Below are 18,781 nucleotides of genomic sequence, written 5' to 3'. Positions count from 1 at the left end.
CGTTCTCCATCAGTAAACGCTGGTTTTCCTTACGTAATCGAGCAAGTTCGTTTTCTTCTTCTGTTCGATTATCTTTCGCAGCGAACGAACCAGATTCACCATAGTTTTTAATCCAACGATCTAAAGCGGATGGTGTAATATCATATTCTCTGGCAATATCTGCGCGAGATTTGCCATTTTCATAAAGCTTCACTAATTGAAGTTTAAATTCGGGTGTAAAAGTTCGACGTTGACGTGTCATAGTAGATTCTCCCCAATAGTATTTACTGTAGTCTACTTGACCTTAATTTTTCTGTAGCCTATCCATTATATTTATGCTATGGAGGGGAAGTATAGATCCCCCTCTACCCTTTTTAATTATTTAATTGATTATCAAGACTTCATTTCATTCAATTATCAACATAGTTATTTAACAGAGCCAAATAAAAAATGGTGCTTGCTATAGATGTATAATGACAACCTTAATCCATTAAGTAGTCAATCGACATATCTTACAACAATTACATGGTATTGTTGATTCTTTTCCAGGTGTAGGAGTAATTTCCCATATACATATCCGTGGCTATCTTGTACGAACTAAATAACACCTAACGTGTATCATTTATATCGATTTTTCTCTTTTGAGATATGTTATCGTAGTTTAATAGATTTATTTATCCTTTTTAATAATCTGGCGTAAGAATTGTAATTACCAGTATTGTTTTTCCTTTTTTGAGGGGATCTTCATTAAAAAAGATTACAATTTGTTCAGTTTGATCGTAAATCCCTTTTCCTCCCTTAAAACCACGAACTGTAAATCCAAAATGAGGCCAACTATCCTTAGATTTAGGATCAAACCGGATTCTTAATTGCTCCAATCTGAATGATCTTTTTAAGCATTCAGCAATTTCATAATCCATGTTTTCATAATCCCAATCTCTTTCAATATAAATCTCAACATCATTTAATTTATCTTTATCTACATGAAAAGTGATATCAATAACCTCTAATTTTACTATTTCATCTACAGAGGAAAAATCATCCAAAATATTAGAAATTAACTTTATTACTTGAGCACTTTGTTCATCTGTAACAGCATTAATAGGAACTCCTATAAAGTTTTCTACTTCTGAAGATTCAATGCTCTGAATTTGCTCCTCTATTAATGAAATTTGTCCTTCATTTAAAGTTATAATATCTTCAAATATAGTTAGGTTATACTCGATTCCATCCTTACTTTGAATTGTTTTTATTTTTTTCAATCAATTCACTTCCCTGTTCGCTATATGGCCTTATAAATGTATAAAAAACACCATTCATTTTTAGCAGTATTCTCTTAACCAATCCTACATCTTCGCGTTCTTTTAAACAAAGAACTATTAATCCTTGGCGATTTTAAAATACGATTTAGTTATGTTTACACTCTCCGTGTTATTAGAGTTTATTTCAATAAATGTGATATTATTTATAATAAATTTATAATGATGACATATTTTTATTAGGAGTAACTATAAATTATCGATACAAAGAGGGATGAGCTTATGGAGAATTTAAAATATCCAAAATCCTATAAATGTGTGTGCGGACGTGAGGCTAAGTTATATTTAATAAATATAACGACTAAGTTTAAAGACACATATATCACTGTAGTAAATGTCCCGACATATGAATGTTTATCAAATCATGTAAAAATGGCCCAGTTAACTCGAGTGAAAATTAAGCAACTTCTAAAAGAAGCTTATAATCAAAACCTAAAAATTATTGAATATATAGATTAATCCTTGTACATAACAAGGAGCCAGAGTGTAGACAAACTCCTTTTTCAAAAATTCATCTGAAGAAAAAGGGGTTTTGTTTCTTTTTTAGTTACATATTTGGTTGTTCCTGTTGCGAAACAGCACCATATATTGATGAGTTAGTAATTATAAAAAACGGCTATCGACTTTGTCGACAGCCTGAAATGATCTTCCAATCGAAGATCATTTTTCTTTTTATACTGGTAATTCAAAACTATAAATAATTACTGTATATAATCTTCCGTAAAGATAGAAAAGTACCATTTTTGTTATCATAAAATACGTTGAATACGGCGGAAAAACATACTGTAGATAAGGAGTGCGTTAGTTGAAGAATTAAATTGATTTTATGAGTGAGGTCAGATTTTAATTGTTTTATTAAAGTGCGCTTTGCCATTCTATCTTTTAGTAGTGATAATTGTAATTTGTATTATTTTAGTATTCAAATTAGATAGATACAAAAATATTTTTAATATATTATACTAATGATAGATGATACGAAACGATATGTATCAAAAGGAGAGAAGGATTAATATCATCCTTTGGCAAATATAAGGAATGTAGGGAGATTTGGGATATGGTGAAACTTATTTTTCCATTGCTAGCGTTGATCGGTGGTATGGCACTAGCGGTCCAAAGTCAAATTAATGGGGGATTAGGTAAAAAAGTCGGCGTTATCGAGGGTTCGTTTATTAGTTTTTCAGTGGGGACATTGGCTTTATTATTTATTTTATTATTTTTTGGCAACGGTGATATTTCAGCGATATCAACCGTTCCAAAGTGGCAATTGATAGGTGGCTTGTTGGGAGCTTTTTTTGTAATAGTTCAAGTGATTGCTGTTCCTAAGATTGGTGTTTCCGCCACTTTAATGGCCGTCATTGTGGGACAAATTCTGATTGGAGCAATAATTGATCATTTCGGTCTATTTGGTGGAAATCGCTTTCCAATCGATCTAAAGAAAATGATTGCCATCCTTTTGCTGTTATTCGCTTTGTTTTTGTATTATAAAAAATAGTAAAGAAAACAACTTTTAACAAAGAATTAAAAGTATATTGTTATTTTGTTAAAGGGAGCGATTGCTGAATAACACTGAGATTTAAACGAATTTTTTGTTAGATGGATTAAGTGCTGTGAAGATTTTACAATTAAAATTAACAAACTTTACTTTAACCCCGTTCAAAATCAGAACGGGGTAATGAGTTTTTGAGGTTTTAAAATTAAATAACGTTATTATCACCTGGTTCATATTGTTATAATGTAAGTGGGAGCTGCTTTGTTCGGTGATATATTTCTTCAAAACGATATTCGCATAATTTTGCTTCAAGTAGCTTTGAATCTTGAATAAATTTCATATGACCTTTCATTTTAAAAACAATTCTAGCTTCCTAATCAACTCGAATTTCAAGTGTATGGTTGTATTGTTTCATATAGTGCATACCTTGTATCAAAAGATATTCTGGCTCTTCGGTTGTATCAAACAATAATGTACGTTCTTTCATTATTCGACCATCTTCTAGCTCTGTATGGGTTTGATTTACTGTTGTTTTTAAAGGAATTACCTCATTATGCGTTTTTATTGATACACGATCGAGCATCACATCATTTTCTGTTGCAATTGTGATTTCAACCCCTTGTACAGTCGTTGACACATCTTTTACCCACAGTTCCTTACTTTCAATTGGAATCGGCTCATTCTTTATTGTAGCGAGAGCAATGTTTTCTTCAAGCTTTTCATAGCCGACAAACTCGTTAATGACTAATTGGAGTGAATCTAACTGCTTTGGTAATGCATCATAGCGAACCTCAAATTCTTGACCTTTCAGTGATGATTGGTTGCCACTACCCATTAATTGTACGGGCCTTCCATTAGCAATTAATTCGATACCGTGTAATGCTGACGCGACTCTGTCAAAGTTCTCAACATTCAACGTACCATCAATAACTGTTGATGCTGGTGTAGCTGTAATCGAGTTGAATGTAAAAGTACCTTTGTCGACTGTAAATTTCTTCTTTAACGACTGCTTCATCTCCGTCTGTAATGCCTCGTTAGGATGATAAGAAAATGAAATGCTTCGTTCGATCATTTGGCTATTTTCAAGCTGTTGATCATAATGTAACGTCAATTTTTTTGAAAATGGATTGACAGGCTCAAATGACATTGTACCCTTTAATTCAGTTTGGTCATCATTCATTAATGATGAGCCAAATTCTGCATAAGAGTTCGTTAAAAAACCGGTCACTTTTGAAAGGCTAAAAGACATTCTAGTGTGTTCATCGATTCCATTAGGATTTATTAATGTATAATACAAAATCAATTGATTGGCATCTGTTATGATTCCGTTGATGATAAAATCTGTTCCATCCTCTAGTTTTGTTTGTTTCTCTATGATTTGTCCCATACCGTCATTGTTTAGTTCATTTAATGTGTCCGTCATCACTTCATCAAATCCGAATATCTTCTTACCATAATAAGCAAAAGCCTTGTAGTTGTATCCGGCAATAGACATGAATAATAGTGCGATTGCAGCTATCACCCAAATCGGTGCTCTACGTTTCGTTCTTTTGGGCGTATTGTTTAAAGCAGTTCTTAACCTAGCTTCTAGATCTTCGGGGACTGTTACCGCGTCTAAACGTTTCTTTTCGTCTATCAATCGTTCCTCAATTCGTTTCATCAACTTCACCTCCATAATGTTCTCTTAGCTTTTTCAATCCATGAAAGATCCTTGATTTAACGGTTCCAATCGAAACATTTGTCATAGTAGCGATGGTCTCATAATCGAGGTCATGAAAATATTTTAATTGGATGGCTTCTTTTTGATAGACATTTAAATGTTCAAACGACACTTGAATATCCATGAGCTGTTCACTGCTACGATAAGGATCACTCGTCAAATCTTCTCTAGGCTCTCGCTCATTTTTTATCTCCCACTCATCGATGAATACTAGCTTTTTTTGCTTACGAAGCAAAGCTCTACAATTATTAGCCAAAATCGTTTTACTCCAACTATAAAAAGCTTCTTCTTTCTGAAGCTGACCGATCTTTTCATATAAAACAACAATCATTTCATCCAAGGCATCCATCGCATCGTGTGTGTTTTCCATATACGTGAGAGCAAGCTTATAATAAGCAGCTTTTTCAGCCATGATTAATTGAAGTAACGCTTCTTTATTGCCCTTTTTTGCTTTTTTCGCTAATCGAACCACATTCATTTTTTCACCTCTCCTTTATAAGAGTAATAGCAGGGTAATAAAGTTCATTTTAGAAAATAGTTTAACATTGATTTCAATGCTGATATGAACGCCAGACACTTTTCTTCACCCTATTCTGGCACAATTGAGGATGGAGCATCAGTTCTAGGCGATTATTGGGTGAAAATTTAATAATAAAATACTAAACCCAACGTCTTTAGAATAATTAGCTAATCTATCATAGTGGAGAACGTGAATTCGTATTTTAAGAATGGTAAAATGAATGTAGTGTATAAAGAGAAAAAGCAGCTACTTTTCTTAAAGAATTGATTTAGGAAGGTTCTGATGACCTTTTTAATAATCAAAGGATGGGATTAATGAAGAACTCAATGACATTTATCCATGCAGCAGACTTGCATTTAGATAGTCCGTTTGTTGGTTTAAAATATTTGCCGACTCAATTGTTTGAAAAAATGAGAGAAAGCACGTTTTTAGCGTTTTCAAGATTAATTACGTTTGCGATAAAAGAGCAGGTAGATTTCGTGTTGCTCTCTGGAGATCTATACGACGGGGAGGAACGAAGTTTAAAGGCTCAATTGAGGTTGAAAAAGGAATTTGATCGATTGCATGCAGCGGGAATAGAGGTTTATGTGATTCATGGAAATCATGATCATCTGGGTGGGAAATGGCTTGATCTGGAGTGGCCCGACAATGTTCATGTTTTTTCTAGTGAACATGTAGAGATGAAAGTATTTCTTAAAAACGGGGCTCCGCTTGCCTATATTTATGGATATAGCTATCCCGCCCGTTCCGTTACAGAAAATATGACAGCACATTATGTAAAACAAGATAATGCATCTGTGTACCATATAGGAATGCTCCATGGTTCGATTGAAGGAAATAAAGAGCATGATGTGTATTGTCCATTTAAAGTAAATGAGCTAATCAATAAAGATTTTGATTACTGGGCGTTAGGACATATTCATAAACGCCAGCTTTTACATGAAAACAATCCTATTATTGCGTATTCCGGTAATATTCAAGGACGTCATCGTAAAGAATCTGGTGAAAAAGGGTTTTATCTAGTGGAAATGAACGAAGAGGCTTCTACTGCATCATTTATTTCTGCAGAAGAAGTGATTTGGGCAGATGTCGAAGTGTCAGTTGAGGGACTGCATAATGTATCAGAATTAATACAGCAATGTGAAGAAATTATTGGAGAAATTCGTCAAGATCGACGCTCAACTTGTTTAACAATTGAATTCACCGAGACAGGCGACTTGGCAACTTCTTTAGAAACATCACAGACGGTTCAAGATATAATGGATGCTCTCAATGATGATGAAGATGATAGCAGTCGATTTGTCTGGGTAGTGAAAATTCTTAATAAAACGCATCAACATAATGAAAACAATCCGAAGCTCACGTCTTTCTTTACTGATTTACATACAACTGTTGAAAATTATCATTCATTTGCAGAGGTGACGCAGCCGCTTATGCAGCACCCTATCTATAGGAAATACATAGAAGAGTTTACATTAGAAGAACAACAGCAACTTCTGAAGGAAGCAGAACGACTGTTGCATAACGAACTGCTCAAGCAAAGTGGGGTGAGGGATAGGTGAAGATTGAAAAGCTAATGATCTATGGCTATGGAAAGTTTGAAAATCAAAGCATTGAACTAGCTGATTCACAACTCCAGGTTATTTATGGCGAAAATGAAGCTGGGAAATCCACGATTATGTCATTTATCCATAGCATTTTATTCGGCTTTCCTACGAAGCAACAACCAGAAAATCGGTATGAACCTAAAATAGGAACTGCATATGGCGGGTATCTTTTAATTCGTACAGAAGATAACAATCTGTTAAAAATAGAGCGACTTCCTGGAAAAGCTGGTGGAGATGTAAAAGTTGAAGTAGAAGGTGGACGGGCGGAGGGTGAGGAGTATTTACAAGCATTATTCGGTGGAGTAGATCGCGAAACATATCGATCTATTTTCTCATTCGATGTTCATGGGCTTCAAGAAATACAAAAAATGAACGCAGATCAAATTGGGAAATTTCTTTTTCTTTCTAGTATTTATGGAGCAGATGCTCTGTTTACAATTGAAAATACGTTGATGAAACAACAAGATATCCTCTTTAAGCCAAGCGGCAAAAGACCGATATTAAATGAAGCACTTTCAAAGCTTAAAGAGAGCAATGGACAATTGCTTGAGGCAAAGCGGAAAAACAATGAGTATCAACAGCTTGTAACGATGCGTGCCTCTCTAGAAGAAAAACTTACATCGCTCTCTTTGACTAGAAAGCACTCGCTAGCAAAGCAAAGGGAGCTTGAAAAGTTACAGACGGTTCTTCCACTGATTAGAGAAAGAGACTGGTGTATCGAACAATTGCAGTTTCTCCCAGATACAACCGGGTTTCCAGAAGATGGTTTACAACAACTTGATCAATATGTCGTAACGCTCCAACCGATGGAAGCACAACTGCATTCATTACAAAGTAAAAACGGGCAGCATCAACTCGAGGAAGAAGAGCTTGCTGTCAATCATGACGTCATACATAGGCTGCATACTATTCAGGCATTAAAAGAGCAGCTTCCTCTATATAAAGAAAGAGTGAAAAGTAGTCAACAAAAGGAGCAAAGGATTGAACAGCTACAACATGAAATTATGTTGTATAAACAAAGGGTATATCCGCATTTAAAAGATGACGAAATCATAAAGATTCATGCAACGGTGCCAATAAAAGAGGCGATTAAGAAAGTATTAGCAGAGGAACAGAATTTAAAACAAAGAAAGAAAATCTTAGATGACCAATTTGAGCAAGCGAAAAGTTCTTTAGAAGAAACTGAATGGAAAATAGGCGAGCTTCAGAACGAAGCATTATCTGATGAGGACAGAACATCTTTGGCCACCGAAGTCTCTAAAAGAGAATCACTAAATCCATTACATGTAAAGGCAGAGCATCAGCAACTATTATCGCAGATTCAAAGTAGAAAAAAAGAACATAAACAAGAAAGCAAACAACGAGCGCTTCTTTTCGGTTGTTTAACGTTGCTATTATTACTAGGTACTGTATGGTTTATCAGCGAACAAAATTGGTTGATCGTTTTTATCCTAATAGCTGGGAGCATTTTTTCTTTCCTGCAAGTTAAACAGGTTCTAGCAAAGGAAGATCCTCTTATCGCACATTTATTGAGGAGAAGACAAATGCTTGAACAGGAAATAACTTTGTTGGAGGAGAACATGGCTAGTGACCACTCATTGCCAGAATTAATGATTAAACTCGAAAAAGACAATAAGATAAAGCAAGCATATCATCACGAGCAGCTTATGCATAAACAACAAGAGAGAGCATATGATCAAATTCTAAAACATTACGAAGAATGGGAGGAAGATCATTTTCAAAGTACGGAAAAGACCTCACGAATAGCTGAGCAACTGCAAATAGACAAACATATAACAGCAGAAGCTTTGTTAGAAGCTTTTGATTTGATACAGCATATCCAACAGTTAATTTTGAAAAGACAGCAAGAGCTAACAGAGCTTCAGGTAATAAAACAAGAGCTAGTTCAGTATGAAAATGTAGTGAATAAGACAATGGATGCCTGTGGGGTTAAAAGCGGATCAGTTGAGGAAGCTGTCTATGAGTTATTCAAGCTTTCAAGTGGAGAAGTAACAAAGAGTGAAAAGCTATCAAACGTAATGGAACGAAAAAATGAAGCTGAAGAAGCGATCAAAGCATTAGCTGATAAAATAAATTTCTTGAAACGAGCAAAGGATAAATTACTTGGAAATGTTGGTGTAGAGAATGAAGATGAATTTCGTAAATATGCAAAAATTCATCACCAAAGAGAGGAAATGACCAAACAGAAACTCTGGGTTGAAAAGCAGCTTACGACAGAAAAAAATATTGATCTTGTCTCATTCAATCTGGAAAAGAATGTGGATATTGAAGGAGAATTGCTTGAGCTTGAGAAAATGATAGCTATGAATGAACAGCGCGAAAAGGAAACACAACAGGAGTACTCAAGTGTAATCGTTCAGATTCAACAAATTGAACAGAGCGGAACGTACTCAAAGCTTCTCCACTCGTTTGAAACGGAAAAGACAGTTATAAGAGAGTATGCTGAAAATTGGGTGATTCGAGCATTAGCTAAGGATTTATTAAATCAAACAGTTGAACGACATCGAGAAACGAGGCTACCAGCTTTACTCGCTTATATCGAGAGCTACTTTAAAAAACTAACATCTAATCAATATCATCATGTATTTTTGCCGGATCATAAGCAAACATTTATTGTTGAACGAAAAGATGGAATGAGATTTTTTGCTGAAGAGCTAAGCCAAGCAACGGCTGAGCAGCTGTATTTATCTATACGGTTAGCATTAGTAAAAACAATTAATGATCAAATGAACTTACCGATTATGATTGATGATAGCTTTGTTCATTTCGACCATCAACGAACAGCTAATATTATGCAGCTTTTACAGGAGCTAAAGAAGGAGAATCAGGTTATTTACTTTACATGTCATCAGCATATTGCTACTACTTATCATAAAGAAAATACCGTCAACCTGTCAGAGCACGTTAGTTAATGGGAATGAGTTTTTCAAATGACAAGAAAGCATATTCCGTGATTAGATTTGAATGACAGGGTGTGTAATTGAAGTTAAGGTGTGTGGCTGTTACGATTTGATCTATTATAAAACCGGAGCTACAGTAACTATGCTATACTATTCTTAAAAAATGTTGATGGCACATTCAAAACTACATGATGAAATCACCCAATAGAATCTTTTTAAAAATGAGAGGAGCTTTGTTTATGGCTAAAGGAATACTACAATATGATGTTGGTGAACAAGTAGATGTACATTTGCTAATTAAGTCTTCTACAAAGGGGATCGCAAGTAACGGAAAGGCATTTTTAACACTAATCCTACAGGACACATCTGGTGAAATTGAAGCAAAGCTTTGGGATGCTTCACAAGAAGATGAAGGCACCTATGCACCTCAAAGTATCGTGAAAGTCTTTGGTGATATTCATCATTATCGTGGTCGCAATCAATTAAAAATTCGTAACATTCGTCCAAAGAATGCAGAAGAATCGATTGATATAGCAGACCTTTTAGAAACTGCCCCAATTCCAAAAGACGAAATGAATAATAAGATTACGCAATATATATTCGATATGAAAAATCCAAATATCCAACGTCTAACGAGACATTTAATGAAAAAACATGGTGCTGCCTTTATCGAGTATCCAGCGGCCACTAAAAATCATCATGAATTTGTTTCAGGATTAGCATACCACGTGGTGTCGATGCTCGATTTAGCGAAATCAATTGCTACTTTATATCCTAGTCTTGATACAGACCTTCTTTATTCTGGCGTCATCCTGCATGATTTAGGAAAAGTAATTGAGTTATCTGGTCCAATAAGTACGACATATACTGTGGAAGGTAATTTATTAGGACATATTTCAATTATGGTAAATGAAATTGCTAAAGCAGCTGAGCATTTGCAAATTGAAGGAGAAGAAGTGATCGTGCTTCAGCATTTAGTTCTAAGCCATCATGGGAAAGCTGAGTGGGGTAGTCCCAAACCACCAATGATAAAAGAGGCAGAAATTCTTCATTATATCGATAACCTTGATGCGAAAATGAATATGCTGGATCGCGCGCTTGAGCGTGTTAAGCCAGGTGAATATACGGAGAGAGTATTTGCACTTGATAATCGCTCTTTCTATAAACCAACCTTTCATGAGTGATCAAAAGTAAGAACGACTTCTTTGGTATATTCTTTGCTTTCCTGTCATAAGCTTCTGTAAAAGGGCTTGTCAGCAATCATTTGATAAAAGTGATAAAGGGGGAAGCATAGATGTTTTTATTACCATGGTGGATTTATGTTTGTATAATTGGAATACTTGTTAGCGGGTATATGGCGTTTAAAACATCTCGTGAGGACAAGATAATTGATAATGAGTTTATTGAGCAAGAAGGACAAGTATATCTTGATCGAATTGAACAGGAACGGCAAAAGAAACGAGAAATGATTGAACCACAGCAACATCTTCAAAATGATCAATCAGTGAGCTGATTTTCTAAATGACGTTCATCAAAAAAAGAAGGGTACCACTACTCAGGTAAGTGGGCCCTTCTTTTTTGTTATAGGAAACTATCTCTGCTGTTCGGATTACCCACATTCCAACAAATGTCGTTGTCATATGCCAAACAGAGCGTTCACAAATTAAAAACCGTTAACATGCGATGAAAATGCTTAAAGCAAAGCTCTATCAAAAGAGAATTGAAGAGCTAGAAGCTGAACTAGCTGAAATTTATGGTGAGTAAAAGGACATTGGCTGGGGAAGTCAAATGCGATTCTATGTATCCCACCCATATTCAAGGGTAAAAGATCACCGTACAAACACAGAAATCGGTAACGTGCATCCCTGTCATGGACGGAGATTTAGATCCATTTATCGATGCGTTCTTATGCTCTAAATTATCTTAAAAGGAAGCAATCCGGATTGCGAAAGTGCAAGTTGGGTTTCTTCCTTTTATTGGAATATTAACCTCAGGAGTGGATGCCGAAATTTGCTGAATGATAGATAAATCCAAAAAGTTGATAGATTTTCGTTCAAAGTCGATAGATTATCATCAAATACCAAGGAAGCCACCGTAATCACCAAAATTTATGTACTGTGGATAAACACAAGACGCGCCTAACCCCCTCGGGGGCATGCGCGTCTTATTATGCCGTATCTGAGGCTGATCAAGGCACCTACTCTTTTGTTCTCCTCGTTCGTTTAGGAATTAATTACTCTTTTTCTGTTTCGTGAGGCTTAAAGAGGTCTTTGAACTCCTGATCCTTCACCTCAACATTCGCGTCTTTTAACGCCTTATCAACCGCAGTTTGAATGATGTCAGGTTGTTGGATTTTTTGCTTGTGAACTGTCTCTTTTAAAGATTCTTTCATTTCATTGAATGGCTTAACAGTTTCTGTTACTTTTATTATATGATAGCCGAATTTAGTCTTAACTGGTTCGCTTACTTCGCCTTCCTTTAACGTAAAAACGACTTTGTCAAATTCCGGAACCATTTCATCTTTACCAAACCAACCTAAATCTCCACTATTTTGCGCTGCACTTGGATCTATTGAATATTCGTTTGCAAGGTCTTCAAAGTTCTCACCTTTTGCAAGCTTGTCCGCTACTTCTTTAGCTTTCGTTTCATCTGGCACTAAAATATGGCTAGCATGGACTTTACCATCAAGTGTCTTATAGTAAGATTTTAAATCCTCATTTGTCACTTCAACTTCTGCTTCAGCGACTTTCATTCGTAATAAATCAACTTTGATCATTTGCTTAACTACATCTTCACCTTGAACTTCAACAACATTTGCAAATTGCTCAGGAAATTGTGTTTTAAAGTTATCAAATTCAGTTTGAATTTCTTCATCTGATAGTGTGTATTTTTTACTTAACACCTTCTCATTAACAAGCAAAGTTAAAACGTCCTCACCGAATCTGTCCTTCATTGCTTCGTAAAATTCCTCTTTCGTAATATTGCCTGCTGTCGTTTCGACAACAACTTCAGAATCAGCCTTGTTACAAGCACTTAATATAAAAAGGCTTGCTACAGTAAGGATAATTGCTAGCTTTTTCATCTTTTCGTACAACTCCTACTTTCTGTTTTTGGGAAATTTTCACATGTAATACTATACCATAATGTGGCATGGGCAAAAAGTTTTTTCAAGTCTGCCGCTGTTTATCAAAGTCACACGAGCAGCAAGTTCTAAGTATTCTGTATTATGACAACGGAGTTTCTGTTTCGTTTTGGTCTTGGCCACTTCATATTTCGGAACATTATTGGTTAAGGACATCGCGTTGAATGACAACACTTAGAATGAGGTTTAAATTGGGTAAAAGTCCAATCATAAGATAAAAGTGTCCATAAGATACAGTGAATAGGTAAAGGAAATCATAAATTTTCTATCCATAGGATAAATGCCTAATCAAAGATAGGCGTTGATGCATAGGATAACATAAATAATAAGTAAAGGAGGTGGCGAAATGGGTGGAGGAGCATACGCAGGTGGATTCGCGTTGATCGTTGTACTTTTCATTTTGTTAATCATTGTTGGTGCAGCATGGTTATAAAATGAAAAAAGTGACTTATCTATAGGGATGAAATCAATCGCAGGTAAATTCCGGTAGATAAAAAAATAGCTGACAGGGATACCTGTCAGCAATCATACTTAATGACTATAAAGTAGTTTCAATTCTCTTAATAGTAATCTACGTAAATAAGATTTCTATATATGAGGAGATGAGTAAAATAGTAATAAGCACATTTATTGTTCTAAAAACATTTGTTTGGCGGTCTTCAGGAATCTCGCGAACTAGGCATAAAGCATTTGTAAGCTTGTTTATATAAAACAAGATAAAGACTGCAAACAAAATGAAGAAAATTAACATTTGAGATCCCCCTTCCTTCATTATACATATTACATTACCAAACTATTTATGAAAAAGATAGCATTGACTACTGATAAAAATTAACATTTAAAAGTGGTAATGAATACATCTCTACATTAAAATAGGTAATCAGATTTGAATGATGGAAACCAATCAATAACTTTAGGAATTATCGTTTTTTAGGAGTAAACCTGACTTCTGGGGATTAGTTGTGATTAACATAAAAAAGGTGATAAGGACCTTATCACCTTTTTTTTACGATCATGTTATCGTTGGACAAGTACTTCATATCCATCATCAAATTCCTCTATAAAACTCATTTTAGGTGCAAGTAGTATATGCTTACTAATTATAAAATCTGGTACACAAATGCCAATATGAAGGGCCATTGCGATACAGAAATAATGCACATAATCTGGGAAAAACATGCTACCTGAAAAAAGGGCAATTGTAAGAATTAAAAAAGGACTCATGAGAGATATGAGCATGTTTCTCTTTTTAATACTTTGACTTGCTTTCATTTGGATGACAGGAAGCAAGTAGAAAAATTTTATTTTCATGGAAACGCGATTTCCGCTTATAAGCAATGGAATTGCATGTAATAATTTATGAATTGGGAACATGCTAAGTAACAATAGTACAAACATGAAAAAATGTTCGTCTTTAAGATGAACGTTTGGTAATAGTAAATTAATAGGTAAATAGGTTAAAATAAAGATAAAGACCATCGTTAGCATTGATATAAATAGGATTCTGTGTTGACCAACGTCCTTTGAAAGGTTTATGGTTTTCCAGCAATTCATCATCTCACCGTCCAAATTTAGTGTCAGTCTTGACTACAACCATACTTTACGACGTTGTGAAGAAAAAATCAATAAGAAAATATGGTGGAAACGCTTAAATATAAAGGAATAAATTGATTTAGGTGGAAACAACGTTTTTGACTAAAAATAATTGTTCAGTGAAATGATTTAAAGAGCTTGCTTTAGAAATGATACCTTTCATAAATGCAGGAAATACTATACAATTAAGAACTATGAAGTGTAAAGGGAAAGAAGGTGCGGTATGAATTCCTTAGAAAAGCGTTTGGAGACTTTGGAGTATTATCAAACGTTATTATTGCAAATGATTGAACCAAATCGTTTTCCTTTCTATCGTTTAGTCATGGAAAAAAGATTAACAAGAGAGGAAATAGAAGAATTATATTCGTTATGTAATGACTTAAGCTTTCTCCATGAAGAACAAAAAGCGCAAGGATTAGTTATCTTTACTAATCTCCTTACGCAGTTTGCTGGTCAATTAAATGCAAAGCTTGAAATAGATGAAACTGTTTATGCAATGTCAAAACAAGGTTTGTATAGCTCCCTAATGAAAGATTTCCTTTTTATAATAAAGGAATCACTCAGGTAGATGTCAACTCGAGGATAATAACTTTTCTGACTTAGGTTGCTTTTTTGTAAGGCGTCCATTATCCTCATATAACGTATCCTCTATGTTATTAAAGGAGTGTTCGAAAATCTCCATAAAGTCATCTCCATAAATGTTGCGAATGACAATCATCATCTCCATCATTTCAGGGAATTTGCCATACAAATTTTGAAGGGGAAGGGACCCTTTCAAAATGGAGGTTCTGTCTGGACTAAAATCTTCATAGAGTTTTGAAAGAATATCTTCCCCTTGCTTTGTAAGCTTAATATACGTATTTCGCTTATCATTAGCCTTTTTTGAGAATTCTAAAAAGCCTCTTTCCTCCAACTTTTTTGAAAAGTTGAACGCAGTAGATACATGCATAACTCCAAATTTAGCAATCTCTGAAATCGAAGCACCATCTAAATGATCGGCAATCCAGAGAATATGGTGCTCGTTGATATTCAAGTTATAAGGTTTAATCCATTGCTGCCAATCCTTCTCTATTGTCTTCCATAAGGCTTTACTCAGCTGCGCAACTCGTTGACTAAATAATAACGCCTCTTTTACCGTATATTCCTTTTCATTATGCTTCATCATCGGTTACCCCTGCTTTCCCGAATGTATTATTCTCTATTATGCCAATAAAATAAAGATTAATAAAGATAAAGTTTACGAAATTTTTAAATATTTTCATAATTCCTTATTTACCAATAGTTTAGGGCGCAAAAAAAGTGTGAAGGGATTTTTCCAAACACACTTTTTTGCTAGATAAGAAAAACATTTTGTCTAAGGAAAGCGTAAGCGCCTTGTTCAGACTCGGGGAAATAAGACGCTCAGGAATTAGAAGGTGTTCTTTACCTTCAATTCCTGAGTGGCTGTAGACCCAAGAGGGGATGGATGCTTGCGCTGGACACGAAAACTAAGTCAAAAACTGCATACTCTTATCTTCTAAAAAAGAAGGGAAGGAGTTATTGTAACGCTTTCTCTAGTTGCTTTAATTTAAGCTCTACCTCTTCAAATTCTTTTTGTAAATCCTTTTTATGAGGTTCAATTTCTTGTTGAAACTGATTGATTGTTTTCTTTAAATCAGCAGAGACATCTTGTAATACTCCTGTGCTTTCTTTAGCAGTAATTACTATTTGGTCCTTTAAAGCAATGCTCTCATCTTTTATTTGTTGTAAAGTTTCTTCAAGCTTCTTACGGTTAATTTGTAACTGCCCGCGAAGTTCTTTTCCAGAAGATGGGGTAGCTAATAAAGTGGTTATTCCTCCAATTATTCCCCCTACTAATAGTCCGCATAATAATGCATTATTTTTTGACACAATCATCACTCCATTTAATATGAGATATTTGTAAAATTCTACATTAACAATTAAATGTCCTTCTTAACAACCTAACCAGAGAAGTCCTTATTAAACATTATACATAGATAAATATTTGTTCGCATAAGTATGGGTATAGATTTAGGAGAGTTTTTTTGTAGTACTATTGAACGATGTCCAGATAATAGTTAATTGTTTAAAAGGAGGGTGAGCATGGCAGGTGTTATCTTTTTATTTTTTTTAATAAGTTTATTATTTTTTATCGGAGCTTTTCATTATTTTAAACTTTTGCAGCAATCAGCATCTTATCCACCTAAAAAGATTATAAAGCAAAAGGTGTTGCTTCTTGCTTCAGCAGGAGGGGTTGCACTATTACTAGGAATTTTCCTCACCAATTTTCAATAAGGAAAGCGGTAGGCGGAGTTTGAATGAATGAAAGTTTGACAGAAAAACCCGATCACAAATTGATCGGGTTGGCATGATTATATGATTAAATAGTAGTTGTTGTTAGTTTAGATCGCTTAAAAATCGTTTTCACAATTGGTAGAATGATAATCATCGCAGCTCCATTAAACAATGTTGCTGGAAGTACAACAAGTAAGAACAGTGTTGTGAATGCGGCACCACCTGGTAATCCAACAATTAATAAAGCTGTTGATAAAAAGATTGTTCCGGAAACAATTGTACCAATAACTGCTAGAATCGTAGCTACTGCGACTTTTTGTGCAATTTTCTTTACAACTAAGAATAAACCATAGAACACGAATGCTGAAATAATTTTATCGATAACATTAGGAATTTGTCCACCTGGAAACGTAGTTGTTAATGCAGATAGTATCCCTGTTACAATCCCAAGTAAGGTTACATTTTTTATACTAGGAAATAAAATAATTCCAATAAACATCATAATAAGCATCATATCTGGCTTCATTCCATTGTAAACGGGCGGCATGATCATATGGAGCACGGCCCCAATTGCAGCAAACAACGATAGTGTAACTAAAACTTTTGTCTTCATTTCTCAACTCTCCTCTTCTAAACTCTTAATATTTCCCTCCAATAGTGAACTATTTTCCTATTGCGAGAGAAGTTATTTTATATTATAGCAGGTAATATGAAAAGCGCAAGCGCCTTAATCAGTCTCGAGTAAATAAGACGCTCTTGAATAGAAGGTGTTCTTTGCCTTCAATTCAAGAGTGGCTGTAGACCCAAGAGGAGATGGACGCTTGCGCTGGATACGAAAACTAAGTCAAAAAATTTATACTTTCTTATTTTTAGAAAAAAACGTACAGATTTTTTAAAGTAAAGAATTAGACCCTTAAGGAAGGGTCATCAGATTAATTTTGATTTTTAAATTCAGTCATGAAGTTAGCTAATGCTTCACATGCTTCTTTAGGTACTGCATTGTATGTTGAAGCTCTGCAGCCGCCTACAGAGCGATGACCTGCAAGACCAATAAATTGACGCTCTTTTGCTTCTTGAAGGAACTTTTTCGTTAACTCTTCATTAGGTAGTGTAAATGTAATATTCATTAATGAACGGCTGTCTTCAGTAGCGTGTGCTTTATAAAAACCTTCACTATTGTCAATGGCATCATAAATATACTTAGCCTTTTCTTCATTGTTTTTTTGTATACTCTTAACTCCACCTTGTTCTTTCACCCATTCTAATACAAGTGAAAGCATATAAATTGCGAAGGTAGGTGGTGTGTTATATAAAGAGTTATTTTCCGCATAAGTTGAATAGCTGAGCATTGTTGGAACATTTGTCCGAGCTGTTTCTAAAAAGTCCTTTTTAATAATCACAACAGTTACACCTGAAGGACCTAGGTTTTTTTGAGCACCAGCATAAATAAGTGAAAACTTCTCAACATCTATTTCTTTGAATAAAATATCACTAGACATATCAGCGATTAATGGAATTGGACTAGTAGGGTATTCGTTCCACTGAGTCCCATAAATTGTATTATTCGTTGTAATGTGTAAGTATGCCCCATCTTTAATGTCTTCTAAAGAGTAATCCGTAGGGATATGAGTATAGTTAGCATCTTTACTTGAAGCTAAAACACGAGTTTCGCCAAAATCCTTCGCCTCTTTTAAGGCTTTTTCAGACCAAGCGCCTGACAAAATATAATGAGCTGTTTTGCCTTCTTGAAGAAAATTCATCGGGATCATTGAAAATTGTAAACTACCCCCACCTTGCAAAAATAATACTTCATACGTATCAGGGATGTTCATAAGCTCTCTTAGTAAAGTAATCGCACGATTGTGGACTTCTTCATATTCTTTGCTACGGTGGCTAAGCTCCATAACAGACATTCCTGTATTTTTGAAATTTACTAGTTCCTTTTGCGCTTGTTCAAGCACTGGTAATGGAACAGCTGCTGGTCCTGCATTAAAATTATAAGCACGCAATGTAGTGTCCTCCTTGATTTTGTTCGTAAAATAATACTCATATCCTACCATGAAAAGAGAAGGAAATATAGACTGAATATTTTCATGTTTGTGACAGCCGTAAAAAAAGTTGGTCAGCAGATTAAATGGTAGGAAATCCGATTCGATAAAATCTTGCTTTTACGATAAGCTGGCGAAATTCTACAGA

Annotated in this window: 20 protein-coding genes and 1 pseudogene; 10 read left to right on the top strand and 11 right to left on the bottom strand. The window is 34.9% G+C overall.

What is annotated here, in order from left to right:
- On the bottom strand, positions 1-241 hold a 241-nt coding region (locus tag K9V48_RS11290; RefSeq protein ID WP_224139100.1), incomplete at its 3' end, for a transposase.
- A 421-nt stretch (positions 242-662) separates the two neighbouring features.
- On the bottom strand, positions 663-1,241 hold the full coding sequence (locus tag K9V48_RS11285) for a hypothetical protein (protein ID WP_224139099.1): 579 nt from the start codon (positions 1,239-1,241) through the stop codon (positions 663-665).
- A gap of 279 nt (positions 1,242-1,520) precedes the next feature.
- Here K9V48_RS11285 and K9V48_RS11280 point away from each other — a divergent pair, with 279 nt between their 5' ends.
- The gene (locus tag K9V48_RS11280) at positions 1,521-1,757 is read left to right on the top strand and encodes a hypothetical protein (protein ID WP_224139098.1); all 237 of its coding nucleotides are present in this window, start codon (positions 1,521-1,523) and stop codon (positions 1,755-1,757) included.
- A gap of 598 nt (positions 1,758-2,355) precedes the next feature.
- A complete protein-coding gene (locus tag K9V48_RS11275; protein ID WP_224139102.1) occupies positions 2,356-2,790 on the top strand; it encodes a DMT family transporter in 435 nt (144 codons plus the stop codon).
- Between the two features lie 370 nt (positions 2,791-3,160).
- Here K9V48_RS11275 and K9V48_RS11270 read toward each other — a convergent pair whose 3' ends face one another.
- Positions 3,161-4,447, bottom strand: a complete 1,287-nt coding sequence (locus tag K9V48_RS11270; protein WP_224139097.1) for a DUF4179 domain-containing protein — start codon at positions 4,445-4,447, stop codon at positions 3,161-3,163.
- A complete protein-coding gene (locus K9V48_RS11265; protein WP_224139096.1) occupies positions 4,434-4,985 on the bottom strand; it encodes a sigma-70 family RNA polymerase sigma factor in 552 nt (183 codons plus the stop codon). Before K9V48_RS11265 ends, K9V48_RS11270 begins: the two co-directional genes overlap by 14 nt.
- Positions 4,986-5,341: 356 nt before the next feature.
- On the opposite strand from K9V48_RS11265, the gene K9V48_RS11260 reads away from it, so the two are divergent.
- From K9V48_RS11260 to K9V48_RS11240, 5 genes and pseudogenes are all read left to right on the top strand, one after another.
- Entirely contained in the window at positions 5,342-6,589 is a 1,248-nt protein-coding gene (locus K9V48_RS11260) for a metallophosphoesterase family protein (protein WP_224139095.1), read from the top strand.
- The gene (locus K9V48_RS11255; RefSeq protein ID WP_224139094.1) at positions 6,586-9,567 is read left to right on the top strand and encodes an ATP-binding protein; all 2,982 of its coding nucleotides are present in this window, start codon (positions 6,586-6,588) and stop codon (positions 9,565-9,567) included. Before K9V48_RS11260 ends, K9V48_RS11255 begins: the two co-directional genes overlap by 4 nt.
- Positions 9,568-9,794: 227 nt before the next feature.
- Complete coding sequence (yhaM, locus tag K9V48_RS11250; RefSeq protein ID WP_224139093.1) at positions 9,795-10,739, top strand: 3'-5' exoribonuclease YhaM; 945 nt, start codon at positions 9,795-9,797, stop codon at positions 10,737-10,739.
- A gap of 110 nt (positions 10,740-10,849) precedes the next feature.
- Positions 10,850-11,068 (top strand): sporulation YhaL family protein, encoded by a 219-nt coding sequence (locus K9V48_RS11245; protein ID WP_224139092.1) that lies wholly within the window; start codon positions 10,850-10,852, stop codon positions 11,066-11,068.
- Positions 11,069-11,145: 77 nt separating this feature from the next.
- Positions 11,146-11,482, top strand: a pseudogene (locus K9V48_RS11240) (peptide chain release factor-like protein); the annotation flags it as partial.
- Positions 11,483-11,788: 306 nt separating this feature from the next.
- Here the strand turns inward: K9V48_RS11240 and K9V48_RS11235 are convergent.
- Positions 11,789-12,637, bottom strand: a complete 849-nt coding sequence (locus K9V48_RS11235) for a peptidylprolyl isomerase (RefSeq protein WP_224139091.1) — start codon at positions 12,635-12,637, stop codon at positions 11,789-11,791.
- Positions 12,638-13,043: 406 nt separating this feature from the next.
- On the opposite strand from K9V48_RS11235, the gene K9V48_RS11230 reads away from it, so the two are divergent.
- Entirely contained in the window at positions 13,044-13,130 is an 87-nt protein-coding gene (locus K9V48_RS11230; RefSeq protein ID WP_078435598.1) for a YjcZ family sporulation protein, read from the top strand.
- Between the two features lie 138 nt (positions 13,131-13,268).
- Here K9V48_RS11230 and K9V48_RS11225 read toward each other — a convergent pair whose 3' ends face one another.
- Together K9V48_RS11225 and K9V48_RS11220 are read right to left on the bottom strand one after the other, a co-directional pair.
- Positions 13,269-13,448, bottom strand: coding sequence for a hypothetical protein (locus K9V48_RS11225; protein ID WP_111615590.1), 180 nt, complete (start codon positions 13,446-13,448; stop codon positions 13,269-13,271).
- A 266-nt stretch (positions 13,449-13,714) separates the two neighbouring features.
- A complete protein-coding gene (locus K9V48_RS11220; protein WP_224139090.1) occupies positions 13,715-14,251 on the bottom strand; it encodes a DUF3267 domain-containing protein in 537 nt (178 codons plus the stop codon).
- A gap of 262 nt (positions 14,252-14,513) precedes the next feature.
- Here K9V48_RS11220 and K9V48_RS11215 point away from each other — a divergent pair, with 262 nt between their 5' ends.
- Positions 14,514-14,858, top strand: a complete 345-nt coding sequence (locus K9V48_RS11215; RefSeq protein WP_224139089.1) for a DUF1878 family protein — start codon at positions 14,514-14,516, stop codon at positions 14,856-14,858.
- 3 nt (positions 14,859-14,861) lie between these two features.
- On the opposite strand, the gene K9V48_RS11210 is transcribed toward K9V48_RS11215, so the two are convergent.
- Positions 14,862-15,452 carry an HTH-type transcriptional regulator Hpr gene (locus K9V48_RS11210; protein ID WP_224139101.1) on the bottom strand — a complete coding sequence of 197 codons (591 nt, stop codon included), beginning with the start codon at positions 15,450-15,452 and terminating at the stop codon, positions 14,862-14,864.
- A gap of 374 nt (positions 15,453-15,826) precedes the next feature.
- On the bottom strand, positions 15,827-16,180 hold the full coding sequence (locus tag K9V48_RS11205) for a YtxH domain-containing protein (RefSeq protein WP_224139088.1): 354 nt from the start codon (positions 16,178-16,180) through the stop codon (positions 15,827-15,829).
- Positions 16,181-16,393: 213 nt separating this feature from the next.
- Here K9V48_RS11205 and yhzF point away from each other — a divergent pair, with 213 nt between their 5' ends.
- On the top strand, positions 16,394-16,585 hold the full coding sequence (gene yhzF, locus K9V48_RS11200) for a membrane protein YhzF (protein ID WP_224139087.1): 192 nt from the start codon (positions 16,394-16,396) through the stop codon (positions 16,583-16,585).
- A gap of 85 nt (positions 16,586-16,670) precedes the next feature.
- On the opposite strand, the gene K9V48_RS11195 is transcribed toward yhzF, so the two are convergent.
- Positions 16,671-17,198, bottom strand: a complete 528-nt coding sequence (locus K9V48_RS11195) for a tryptophan transporter (RefSeq protein ID WP_224139086.1) — start codon at positions 17,196-17,198, stop codon at positions 16,671-16,673.
- Positions 17,199-17,517: 319 nt separating this feature from the next.
- The gene (gene serC, locus K9V48_RS11190) at positions 17,518-18,645 is read right to left on the bottom strand and encodes a 3-phosphoserine/phosphohydroxythreonine transaminase (protein ID WP_224139085.1); all 1,128 of its coding nucleotides are present in this window, start codon (positions 18,643-18,645) and stop codon (positions 17,518-17,520) included.
- Positions 18,646-18,781: the final 136 nt, after the last annotated feature.

It is taken from the genome of Metabacillus rhizolycopersici, from assembly GCF_020075705.1.
Note: the sequence above shows the minus strand (reverse complement) of the source record. Positions and strands in the feature narration are given on the sequence as shown.